Annotated in this window: 7 protein-coding genes; 4 read left to right on the top strand and 3 right to left on the bottom strand. The window is 65.9% G+C overall.

Going from position 1 to position 12,276, the window contains the following annotated elements; genetic code table 11:
- Positions 1-100: 100 nt before the first annotated feature.
- Positions 101-718, top strand: coding sequence for a porin family protein (locus ABFD52_10575; GenBank protein MEN6561208.1), 618 nt, complete (start codon positions 101-103; stop codon positions 716-718).
- A gap of 39 nt (positions 719-757) precedes the next feature.
- Here ABFD52_10575 and ABFD52_10570 read toward each other — a convergent pair whose 3' ends face one another.
- Entirely contained in the window at positions 758-1,624 is an 867-nt protein-coding gene (locus ABFD52_10570; protein ID MEN6561207.1) for a class I SAM-dependent methyltransferase, read from the bottom strand.
- An 8-nt stretch (positions 1,625-1,632) separates the two neighbouring features.
- The gene (locus ABFD52_10565; protein ID MEN6561206.1) at positions 1,633-4,077 is read right to left on the bottom strand and encodes a sulfatase-like hydrolase/transferase; all 2,445 of its coding nucleotides are present in this window, start codon (positions 4,075-4,077) and stop codon (positions 1,633-1,635) included.
- A gap of 104 nt (positions 4,078-4,181) precedes the next feature.
- On the opposite strand from ABFD52_10565, the gene ABFD52_10560 reads away from it, so the two are divergent.
- Positions 4,182-6,383 (top strand): carbohydrate binding family 9 domain-containing protein, encoded by a 2,202-nt coding sequence (locus tag ABFD52_10560; protein MEN6561205.1) that lies wholly within the window; start codon positions 4,182-4,184, stop codon positions 6,381-6,383.
- 124 nt (positions 6,384-6,507) lie between these two features.
- Positions 6,508-7,473, top strand: a complete 966-nt coding sequence (locus ABFD52_10555; protein ID MEN6561204.1) for a tetratricopeptide repeat protein — start codon at positions 6,508-6,510, stop codon at positions 7,471-7,473.
- A 384-nt stretch (positions 7,474-7,857) separates the two neighbouring features.
- Here ABFD52_10555 and ABFD52_10550 read toward each other — a convergent pair whose 3' ends face one another.
- A complete protein-coding gene (locus ABFD52_10550) occupies positions 7,858-11,043 on the bottom strand; it encodes a TonB-dependent receptor (protein ID MEN6561203.1) in 3,186 nt (1,061 codons plus the stop codon).
- Positions 11,044-11,540: 497 nt separating this feature from the next.
- Here ABFD52_10550 and ABFD52_10545 point away from each other — a divergent pair, with 497 nt between their 5' ends.
- Entirely contained in the window at positions 11,541-12,191 is a 651-nt protein-coding gene (locus ABFD52_10545) for a GWxTD domain-containing protein (protein ID MEN6561202.1), read from the top strand.
- Positions 12,192-12,276 lie beyond the last annotated feature (85 nt).

The following is a 12,276-nucleotide window of genomic DNA, read 5'->3' as shown; positions in this document are numbered from 1 at the left end:
CGATTCCTCTCTTCCGGGGATGGCCAACGGGCCTCCCGGCCGTCACAATGGAGGAGGACGCGGGGACCGCGTCCGGATCCAGTCCGCTCGAGGAGGAACGATGAAAAAATTCTTATCGGTTCTCGCGATCGGGGCTTTCGCCGGCTTCCTGGCCCTGCCGCGGCCCGCCGAGGCCGGCGTCCGGTTCGGCCTCAAGGCCGGCGCCAACATGGCCAAGCCCACCGGCGCCGACGCCCAGGATCCCCTGGCCGCCCTGAAGAACAAGGTCGGCTTCCAGGGCGGCCTCTTCCTGGCCCTCGACTTCGGCCGGGTCGTGGCGGTCCAATGGGAGGTCCTCTACACCATGAAGGGCGCCTCCTACACGGCCCTGGATGATTCCTACACCGACAAGCTCTACGCCGACTACGTCGAGGTGCCCCTCCTGCTGAAGCTCAGGATCCCGATGCCGGGCATCCAGCCCTTCGTCTTCGCCGGCCCGTCCGTCGGCTTCAAGCTCCGCGAAAAGTGGGAACAGAACGGCGTCCCCATGACCGAGAAGCTCCTTAAGAACAACGACTACGGCGCCATCTTCGGCGCCGGCCTGGAATTCGGCCGGAGCCTGGCGCTCGACGTCCGCTACAGCCTGGGCCTGCAGAAGGTCGTCTCGACGGTCGAGGGCGAAACCGCGCCCGATTTCAAGAACGGCGTCTGGTCGGCGAGCATCGGCATCGCCTTTTAGCCTGTCCGGTTTTTTCGCGGCGGCGCGGGAAGACGGGATTCAGCGGACGTAGAGATAGATGAGGTGCTTCTCCCCGTTCTCGTCGTCCATCGTCTCGGACTTGACCTGCTTCGATTCCCAGCCGGGGATGGTGTAGTTGTGGCAGACGACCCGGCTCCCGGGCCGGAGCTGGGCCTCGAGCAGGGGCCGCATCAGGGCGTTCGATTCGGGCAGGAGATAGAGGCTGACCACCGTCGCCTCTGAGAAGTCGGCCTTCGTGGCGTCCATGCCGACGAACCGGACCTGGCGCTCGACGCCCGCGGCCGCCGCGTTCCGGTCCGAGGCCTCGATCTGGGCCGGGTCGATGTCGATCCCGACGCCCCGGGTCCCGTAGCGGCGCGCGGCCGTGATGACGATGCGGCCGTCGCCGCAGCCTATGTCGTACAGGACGTCCTTGTCCGTCACCCCGGCCAGCTCGAGCATGCGGTCGACGATCGGCTGGGGTGTCGGGACCCAGGGAGCCAGGTCGGCGGCGTCGGTGCGGCCGTGGGAGCCGAGGAAGAGATCGATAGTCTCGCCCTCGTCGTAGCGGAAGGAATACGGGCTGCCGGGATCGAGCGCGTAGGTGGCGTCCTTCTTGCCGGTGTTGAACTCGATCTCCAGGGCGCCGGCCGCCGGGAACCGGTCGACGGCGCCGGGAGCGATCTCCCGCGATTCCGCGGCCTCGGGACGCCCGGACGGGTAGATCCGGTAGCCGATCGCGTGGGCGGTGACGTTGCGGACCGTCGTTTCCTTGAGCCGCAGGCTTTCGGCCCCGGCCCCGGCCGCGGCGGAGGCCGGCGCCTCGGCCTGGCGGCGGGCGCAGGCCGCGGCGGCCACGAAGATGACGGCCAGGCAGGCCAGGATGGCCCCGGATCGTTGTCTCATGTCGGACCTCACCGAAGCTCGGCGATGAGCCGGTCGATCTCGTCACGGTCGGAGGCGGCCAGCCGCGGCCCGAGCCGTTCCTTGCAGCTCTCCAGGTAGCGCCGGGCCTCGGCATTTCGCCCCTGTTCCCTCAAAGCGATGCTGATGTTGATATAGGCGTCGAGCAGGCCGGGATCGAGCTTGATGGCCCGCTCGTAATCGCGGACGGCGTTAGCCGCCCGGCCCTGGCTCAGGCGGACGGAGGCGCGGCCGTTCCAGGCCACGGCCAGTTCGGGCGCGAGGGCGATGGCCTTGTCGAAATCGGCCAGGGCCGTGTCGGCCGAACCCGCGGCGTTCCCGGCCACCAGGTTCATCAGATGGACCTGGCCGATGTTGCTCCAGCCGAGGGCGAAGCCCGGGTCGAGGCCCACGGACTTCTCGAAGTTCTCCAGGGCAGCCGGATAATCCCCGAGGGCGAAATAAGCGCCGCCGAGGTTGAGCCAGACCGCCGGGCTCCGCGGGCTCAGGGCGGTCGCCTTGCGGAAGACGCCGAGCCCCTCGTCCGTCCGTCCCGCGGCCAGGAGCGAGTGGCCGAGGCCCGACATGGCCTCCTGGAAGTCCGTCGAGATCACGACGTCCGGCCGGGATTCGAGCCCTTCGAGGATCCCCTGGGCCTTGGCCAGATCGCCCTTCTTGATCCAGATCGCGGCGATCTTGGAGCGCAGGGCCGGATTCTGGGGTTCGAGGGCGGCCGCCCGCTCGTAGCTCGACAGGGCCGCGTCGGGCTGGCCGAGCAGGTCCTGGGCGTCGCCGAGCAGAACGTGGGCCGCGGCGACGTCGGGGTTCTCGGCCGCGAAACGCCGGCCGTAGTCGCCGGCCTCGGCGATCCGTCCGCTCTCGATCAGGTCCACGCCCAGGAAGACCTTGAAGGACTCCCGCTCCGGGAACCGGTCGATGGCCCGGCGCAGGACGGCCAGGGCCTCGTCGGTCCGGCCCCTGGCCTTGAGCAGCCGGTAGCGGGCCTCGTCGAGGTCCGCGAGCTCCACGCCCGGATGGCGGGCCTCGAGGTCCGCCAGCCGCTTGTCGGCCGCCGGGTAATCCCCCTTGGCGACGAGGTCCTTGAGGCCCATGACGTCGGCGTAGAGGTCTATGCCGCTCTTCGGGTCGGTCGCGGCCCCGGCCTTGGGACCGAAGCTCGAGACGTAGCCGAGCGAGGTCAGGGCCTTGACGTCGGCCGCGCTGAGCTGGCGCCGGCTGGGGCCGGCGGCCGCGGCCATGCTCTGGACGAAGGCCGCCAGCTTCCGGTCGATGGCCACGGCCGCGTCGCGGCGGCCGCCGATCAGGTTTTCCTTCTCGGGCCGGTCGGAATCGACGTCGTAGAGCTCGGGCTCGGGCAGGGAGATGTATTTAAGGGGGCCGTCCAGGAGCCCCGTCAGGGGCGCCCAGTGGAACTCCTCGCTCCCGTACATGCTCTCGAAGTAGATCTCGCGCCGTTCGCTCTCCCGGCCCCCGACCAGCGGCCAGAAGCTCCGGCCCTGGATGGCGGCCGGGGCCGGCGCCCGGAAGAGCTCGAGCAGCCCGGGCATGACGTCGACCAGGCTGACGCGCCCGGCCACGGCTTTGGGCGTTCGGAAGAGCCGCGGATTGTGGAGGATCAGGGGCACGCGCAGGCTCTCCTCGTAACAGAAGATGCCGTGGCCGTGCTCCTTGTGCTCGCCGAACGCCTCGCCGTGGTCGCCGACGATGACGAGAACCGTGTTCTCGTAGAGCCCCTTGTCCTTCAGGGCCTGGACGATCTTGCCGACGTGGGCGTCGACGTAGCGGACCTCCCCTTCGTAGAGGCTCCAGGCGGAGCCGTCGCCGGCCGGGCCGTCCGGATGGGGGACATAGGGCGAATGGGCGTCGTAGAAATGGACCCAGCCGAAGAACCTGCGCCCGGACCGGCCGTCGAGCCAGCGGGCGAACTTGGCGTAAACCCGGTCGGCCGGGATCTCGGCCGCATAGTTGACGATCGGCTGGCCGGTCTCGAGATCTTCATCGTAGGTGTCGAAGCCCCGGGCCAGGCCGAACTTGCCGCTGACGGTGAACGAGGCGACGAAGGCGGCCGTGTCGTAACCCCGCTCCTTGAAGACGGCGGCCAGGGTCTTTTCCGAGGCCGGGAGCGCATAGGTGCCGTTGTTCCTGACCTGGTGGCCGACGGGATAGCGGCCGGTGAAAAGCGAGCAATGGGCCGGCAGGGTCAGGGGCACCGGGGTATAGCAGTTCTCGAAGACGATCCCGGCCCGGCCCAGCTCGTCGATCCGGGGCGTGACTCCGTGCCGGTTCCCGTACAGGCCGACCGCGTCGGCGCGGGTCGTATCCAGGGTGATGACCAGGAGGTTCAGCCCCGCCGCGTCGGCCGGAGCCTTGCCGGAGGAACAGGCGGAGACGAGGACGAGCGCCGCGAGGAGGGCCGCCGCGCACGCTCGTTTCATAATTACCTAATTATAGCAGAATCCCCGGAGGCCGGAAATCGGGGCCGGCCCCGGCCGGGCTTGTTGACGGTGCTCCGGAAATCCCCTAGAGTAGAAAAACCTCGATGAGAACGCGGCGAACGATCAGGCCCGCCTTCGCCCTTGCCGTCGCGCTCGCCTTCGGCCCGGCCGCGTTCGCGTCGGGCGGGGAAGGGGCCTTCTTCCGGCCGGCGAGGGCGGCGACGCCGCCGGCGATCGACGGGCGTCTCGACGAGCCCCTCTGGTCGGAGGCCCCGTCGGTCGTCCTGGCCAAGACCTTCATCCCCGACTTCGGGCGGGAGGCCAGCGAGCGGACGGTCGCCTTCATGGCCTACGACGCCGAGAACCTCTACTTCGCCTTCAAGTGCTACGACCGGGAGCCGGACAGGATCAAGGCCGCCCTGGCCGACCGGGACACCATCCGTTCCGACGACTTCATCTGCATCAACCTCGACAGCTTCAACGACCGCCAGTCGCTCTACGCGTTCTACGTCAATCCGCTCGGCATCCAGACCGACAGCCGCTACGCCAGCGGCAACGAGGATTTCAGCGCCGACTTCGTCTGGTCGAGCGCGGGACGGCTGGACGCCGACGGCTACAGCGTCGAGATGGCCGTGCCCTTCAAGAGCATCCGCTACGCCGGGACGAAGCGGGTGGAGATGTCCATCTTCTTCGAACGCCGGGTCTCGCGGCGCTCCGAGCATTCCTCCTATCCGGCCCTCGACCCGGCCCGGGGCTACTTCTTCCTGACCCAGATGATGCCGCTCGAGCTCGAGGACATCAAGTCCTACACCCTGCTCGAGGTCCTGCCGGCCTACACCTACCGCGACACGGCGGAGCGCGGCGAGGGGGTCCTGGCCGGCGGCCGGGGCGTTCACGGCGCCCACCTGACGGCCAAGCTGGGGGTCACGCCGCGGCTCGTCCTCGACGGGACCTGGAACCCGGATTTCAGCCAGATCGAGGCCGACGCCGGCCAGGTCGACGTCAACCTCCGGTCCGAACTCTACTTCCCGGAGAAGCAGCCCTTCTTCCTCGAAGGCGCCGAGATGTTCCAGATGGCCGGGGCCGCGGACGGCGACCCGCTCGAAGCCGTCGTCCACACCCGGACGATCGTCGATCCCCGGCTCGGCTTCAAGCTCACGGGCAAGGTCGGGCGCATGGACACCGTGGCCTCCATCTTCGCCCTGGACGAGTCGCCGCCGGGCGGCGCCCCCGCTGAGGCGGCCGGCGACAAGTACGCCTGGTTCGGCATCCTCCGCTACAAGCGGACCATCGCCAGCGACGGCTTCCTGGGCGCCTTCTGCACTGGCCGCGAGCACGGCGGAGGCTCGAACCAGGTGGCCGGCTTCGACGGCCAGGTCCGTCTGACGAAAGCGAGCCAGGTCGGCTTCCACGGCTTCGGCTCGTGGACCCGGCCCGCGGCCGGCGGCGGCGCGGAGGGAGGTGCCGCGGCGGGCTCGGCCTTCGGCCTCGCCTATCTCTACGACACCCGGGACCTCGGCGTAACTCTCTCATTTTACGACATATCAATGGACTTCGAGACCGCGGCCGGCTATCTGACCCGTCCCGGCGTGGCTGGTCTCCTGGGCTCCGTCTCGCCCCGGCTTTATCCCAAGAGCCGCTTCTTCCGCAAGCTCGTACCCACGCTCTCGGCGGCCGCGGTCCGGGACCTGCCGAGCGGGCTCTACGAGACCGATTACTCGCTTGGCCTGACCGTGCTCCTGCCCGGCAACACGTCCGTCCTGCTCCTCGGCCGGTACGCGACCGAGGTCTTTATCGGGCGGCGGTTCGGGACGGGCGGCGGGCAGGTCCAGGTCTCGAGCCAGGTCACGAAGTCGTTCTCCCTTCGGGCGCTCTTCTGGCGGGGCGGCCTGGTCCGCTACGTCGCCGACCCTTACCAGGGCGACGGCAGCCGGGTCACGGCCAGCCTGGTCTTCAAGCCGTCGGAGCAGTTCGACCTGACGGCCGGCCTGACTTTCGCCGATTTTACCCGGCGTTCGACCGGCCAGCGGGAATACGATTACGCCATCTGGCGGGGGCGGCTGACCTATCAGATGAACCGGCACCTTTTCTTCCGCGGCGTCGTCGAATACAACTCCTTCCGCCGGCAGATGCTGACGGACCTGCTGGCCTCCTTCACCTACATCCCCGGCACGGTCGTCCAGCTCGGCTACGGGTCGCTCTACGAGAAGACGGCCTGGGTCGACGGCGAATACCGGGAGGCGGGACGCTTCCTGGAGATGAAGAGGGGCCTGTTCTTCAAGGCCTCCTACCTTTGGCGGCTCTGAGCCGCGGCCTTGAAAAAGGCCGGGCGAACCCCCATAATAGAGACGACCCACGTAATTTCGGGCCTGTTCCGGAGCCTGGCGAAGCCGAGCGACGGCGTCCGGCGGCCCACCACAGGAGGCATCGATGGATCATCGGCTCTCAACCAAGCTTGCGGCCGGCGCCGCGATCATTCTGCTCGTTTCCGGACTCGCCCTGGCCCAGGCCGGCCGGGGCACGGGCCGGATGAACGGCACCGTCCTGGATCCGGCGGGCAAGCCTGTCCCCGGGGCCAAGGTGACGGCCGTCTACACCCAGTCCGGCGGCAGCTCCTTCGAGACGAAGACCGACAAGAAGGGCGAGTTCACGTTCATGGGCGTCGGGACCGGCAACTGGGACGTCACCGTCATCGCCGAAGGCTATCTGCCCGTCACCCAGCGGCTCTACACTTCCCAGCTCAACAAGAACCCCAAGTACACCATCCAGCTGCAGAAGAAGGCCGAAGGGACGGGCATCGTCCAGGACGAAGCCACCTTCAAGACCCTCGAGGAGGGCAACAACTTCTTCAAGGACGGCAAGTACGATACGGCGCTCATGATGTACGAGGAATTCCTGGGCAAGAACCCCGGCGCCTATCAGGTCCTCCTGAACATCGGGGACTGCTACCGCGAGAAGGGCGAGTTCGACAAGGCCATCGAGAGCTACAACAAGCTCATCCAGCAGTCCGGCACCGATACGGCCATGGGCAAGGCCATGGGGGCCAAGGGGCTGGCGGCGATCGGCCTCTGCTACCTGAAGCAGAACGACATGACCCAGGCCCAGGAATACTTCAAGAAGTCCATCGAGATGGCGCCCCAGGACGAGAACCTGCCCTACAACGTCGCCGAGATCTGCTTCTCCAACTCGCAGATCGACGACGCCATAAAATATTTCGAGATGGCCAGCCAGATCAAGCCCGAGTGGCCCGACCCGTACCTCCGCGTGGCCTACGCCTACCTGAACAAGGGTGACAGCGCCAAGGCCGCCGAGAACCTGGACAAGTTCATGAAGCTCGAACCCGAAACCGAGCGGACGGCCCAGGCCAAGGCCATCCTCGACGCCATCAAGAAGTAGTATCCCCCCGAGAAGCAGGATCCCCCGAGCCCCGGTTCGCGGCCGCGAATCGGGGCTTTTTTATTGCCTTGGCTAACGCAACATACAGATACTAATAATGTTAGTCCAAAAAAGGGCCCGGAATATGCCTTATTCCGGTGTTCCCTTGCCGGAAAAGCGCTTACGAGAAAACGGATTATTCCATACCGGCCTGAGACCAAAGGGCCTGATGGTCGCTTCGAGGACTCCGGCCCCTGCCGTACGCCCAACGCCGCCGCAAGAGGGAATCACGCGACCGGGAGATGAACCAAAAAAAAGGCCCGCCCCCGGTCGGGGGCGGGCCTTCGTGCTTCTGCTTGTGCTGTTTCTGCTTCTGCTTCTACTGCTGCTTCTGCGGCGAACTGCTTAGAACGTGAACCGGGCGCCGACGCGGGCGGACCAGGTGCCGAACGCGGTGTCGTAGCCCTTGCCGGAGAGGCTCTGAGCCGTCTCGGAGCCGATGAAGGAAATGTCAGGGCGATAATACTGCATCCGGTCGACCCAGTAATAGGTCCGGCCCAGGGAATCCACGGCCGTGGTGTCCGGGTTGATGACCTCGCCGTTGAGGATGAGCTCGTCCGGGATGGACATGTTGTTCCGGTTGGGCTGGTACCTAGCCTGCTGCCAGGTCTTGGTGTTGGTGACGTTGCTGATCTGGACGTTGAAAGCGAGCGTGTAACGGCCGGCGACCTTGAGGGCCCACTCGGCGAACACGTCGGCCCACGCGGTGAACGGGAGGTTGCCGAGGTCACCGTACCCGTTGGGGTAGATGTAGGCGTTGTTGAAGGCGACCCGCGTGGAGATCGGGTTCCCGCTGCGGCCGTAGGCGGCGAAGCCGAGGGTCAGGCCCATCGGGAAGGTGTAGGAGCCGTAGGCCTTGATGTAGTGGGTCCGGTCCTGGGGCAGGCGGCCGTTGATGGCCGTGCCGTCGATCTCATACTGCATGAACCACATGTCGAACGAGCGCTCGACGTTCGGGGAGTTGCGGCCGAACTCGTCGGTGGAGGACAGGCCGCCGTAGTTGCCCTTGGTCAAGCTCAGGGTGTAGTTGATGGAACCCTGCCAATTGTGGCTGAAGCGCTTCTCGAGGTTCAGGTTCAGGCCGTAGTACTCGCGCTTGGCCTTCACCTGCGGCCAGTAGTCGAGGCCGGACGGCTCGTTCTGGAGGGTCTCGAAGAGGTTGACGATCCAGTCGCTGCCGGGGTTGCCCTGATAGTACATCTCGCCGTCGGGGGTGATGATGCCGATGTCTTCGATCGTCCGGATCAGGTGCTTCCAGACGCCGCGGGCCGAGAACGAGAGGTCTTCAGTGATCTTCTTCTCGGCGCCGAGGGAGATCTCGCGCTGGGCGACGGGCTTCATGTCGGGCTGGAGCGTGTCGAACGAGGGGATGCGCCAGTCGATGGTGCCCAGGTAGGTGCCGCCGGCGGCCTGGCTGAGGGCCGCGTCGCCGGTTTCGCCCGAACCGGTGGTGTTGCTGACCAGGCCGTTGGCCGCGATCAGCCGGTAGTCGGGATTGTCAAGCGTATAGTAGTCGGTCTGCCACTTGAAGCCGCCGAAGGAACCTTCGGCCATGTACAGCTTCATGACGTCATAGTAGATGCCAAAGCTGCCGAAGACCTTCAGGGAGGAATCGCCGAAGACGTCGTAGACGACGCCGAAGCGGGGAGCCAGCTTGTCGGCGAATCCGAACTTGATGGGTTTCTTGTACTGGTCCGGAACGTTCGGGTTGAACGTCGGGATGTACTCGCTCTCGGTCCGGAGGCCGGCGTTGATGGTCAGCTTGCCGTTGATCGTCCAGGAATCCTGGAGGTACATGGCGTAGGTGTTCCGGGCGATGTCCCAGGCGTAGCCGTAGGGCAGCCGCCAGCTGCCGCGGATGTTATAGTAGCCGTAATCGCCTTGCGTCGAGGGGACGCCGTAGGGTTCGAGCTGCGTGCAGGGCTGGTCCCACACGAGGTTGACCATCGGGCTGACGGGCCCGTTGAGGACGTCTTCCATGTCGCGGATGACCTGGAAGCCGGCCTTCCAGGCGTGCTCGCCGGCCAGGCTGACGAAGTAGGACAGGTCGAGGTTGCCGGAGAGCTTCTCGAGCTTGTAGCGGTCCTGGACCGAGCGGGAGCCGCCGTAGTTGACGGCGCCGGCGATGTGGACCAGGCCCGGGTTGGAGACGTAGAACGGGTCGCTCGCGAACATCGTGTTCGGCTCTTCGAAGTAATAGGTCGTGAACCGGTTGGCGATCTGCTGGTGGTTGGTGTTCTGGAGGTGGTAGCCGCCGCGGAGGCTGACCAGGAAATTGTTGCTGGCGCTGTAGTCGGCCAGGAAAGCGGCGGACCAGTTGGGATAATCATACCCCTGGTTGCCCCAGGCGTAGTTCTTGGTGCTCGATCCCAGGATGCTGGGGATGGAGCCGCGGTAGTTGGACCAGTTGTTGACGAAGCTGGCCGACACGCGGAGACCCCTCATGGGGGCGGCGGTCAACTTGATCTGGCCGTTAAAGGCCTTGTTCTTGTTGAAGTACCAGTTCCAGGGAGCCTGGTTGCCGGTGATGTTGGGGTCGTCGTCGCTGTTGAAGAAGCGCTGGCCCCAGGTCCGGGAATAGACCGGGTTGAACGAGGAGAAGAACCAGAGCTTGTCCTTGAGGATGTAGCCGCCGAGGGTGAAAACGGCCTCGTAGCGCTTGTAGTCGTCGCGGCCGCGTCCGCCCTGCCAATACAGGTCGTCGTCGTTGACGTACTCGGCGACGTTGCTGTCGTTCGGGTTCCAGCGGAAGTAGTCGCGGGACTTGCCCTGCATCATCTGGGTGTTGTCGTTGTAATAGAAGCTGACATCACCGTGGTAGGCGTTGCCGCCGGAGCGGGTGATGACGTTGACGACGCCGCCCATCGAGCCGCCGAACTCGGCGTTGTAGCCCGAAGCTGTGACCTTGACCTCGTCGACGAGCTCCATGACCGCGCCCTGGGCGCTGACGCCGGTGTGGACCTGGGTGATGTCCGCGCCGTCCATGTACCACATATTCTCGGTGCCGGTGGCGCCGTCGACCGAGAGGCCGCCCGTGCGGTTGTCATACTGGACGCCGGGGACGGTGCTGATCAGGCCGTCGAAGTTCCGGGTGCGGGGCAGGCTCATGAACACTTCCTTGGTCATGGTCTGGCCCTTGACCGTGCTCTTGACGTCGATCAACGGGCTCTGCCCGATGACCGTGACCTGCTCTTCGAGAGCGGCCTGCTCGAGCGTGACGTTCAGCGTCAGGGTCTGGGACAGCTGAACGACGATGTCCTTCCGGATCAGGGTCTTGAAACCCTGAAGGGTGAAGGTCACCTCATAGATGCCCGAAGGCAGAGAGAACAGACGATAGGTGCCGTCGCCGTCCGTGACCGCCGTCGCCTTGCCGACCAGCCGGGGGCTCGTCGCTTCGACCGAAACGCCGGGAAGCGGAGCGCCCGTCGCGTCCAGGACCTTGCCTTCCATTTTGGAGGTCGGGACGAGCTGGGCAAAGGCGGTGCCGGCCATGAAGATGGCGAGGACCGCAACAATCAGCTTTTTAGTCATAAAAGAAAATCCTCCTAGATGTCGAAAACCTCAGTCCCAAAGGCCGCCCGCAGCGCGCCCGCCGGTTGCCCGGCCGCGGCCGCGAGCGTCCCGGAACAAGAACGCGGGGTTCTTGCCCCTTCCTTAAGCCTCATGCCTGAGCCTGCTCCGGTTATCACCTCCTCGCTTGAAAGAACGCTTAAATTCGTCATGTTCGTTAGGTCTCTCTTTAGCAAGGTTCATGCCAAGGTCCGGTCATTCGTATCGGGCCTGATATCAGCCGGATGCGGAGACGGCTGGTCCTTCGCCGATACGGTTTTTTGAACAAATCCATTAAAATGGATTAATCCTGATTTCGAGCCGAGGCCTTCGGGCCGCAGGACCGCCGGCGGGCCCGCCCGGAGGCCGGGGCGGGACCTTGGGCCGCCGCCGCGGCCGCCGAGCGGATCTTGGGTTGACGGGCCCGGCCGGGCGATCTATACTGGCACCGTAAAATCCGTCTTCCCGGAGGATCGGCCATGACGAACGATCGTGCTCGGATCCGGCTTCTGATTCTCGCGACGAGCGCGCTGGCCCTGGCCGCGGCCGGGGCCCGGGCCTCCGCCGCCATCCCCAAGAAGGACGCCTGGTACACCCAGCACTACGTGATCATGCAGGACTTCGAGCGCAAGCTCTATCGGGACCTGTCCGAGGAAGGCCGCAAGGCCTTCCAGGAGATCTTCTGGGCCCACCGCACGGCCGAGGCCCGGGGCAAGTTCCTGGGCCGCATGGACTTCGTCATGAAGAACTTCAAGCAGGAGAACCGGAGCCAGCCGTGGAACACCGACCGGGGCCGGGTCTACCTCCTCAACGGGGCGCCGGCCTCCGTCGACTACGATCAGAACGTCAGCTTCAATACGGCCTTGCTGCCCGGGCAGACGAGCGACGGCATCAGCCGCAGCTCGGAGGACGTCGCGGCCAACCGGGCCGAGGTCTGGATCTATCCCTATGACCAGTACTTCATCAAATACACCTTCGCCTTCGTCCAGCCCAGCCAGTGGAGGATCACCCAGACCACGGGCAACCGCTACCTGGGCGAGCTCGAGAGCTTCAACAAGACGGTGACCTTCGGCGCCGTCGACGAGGCGGCCTACAAACAGGCCCTGGACGGGCTGGACCGGAAGAAGTAGCGCCGGCGGCGGACGAGAGGAGAGACCGGCCCTGCGCGAGCTTCTCGTCCTGACCGCCTGCCTGGGAGCCTTCCTTCTCTACCTC

This window comes from Acidobacteriota bacterium (genome assembly GCA_039683095.1).
Lineage (GTDB): Bacteria > Acidobacteriota > Aminicenantia > Aminicenantales > Saccharicenantaceae > RBG-16-66-30.
This window is presented reverse-complemented; position numbering and strand designations above follow the sequence as displayed.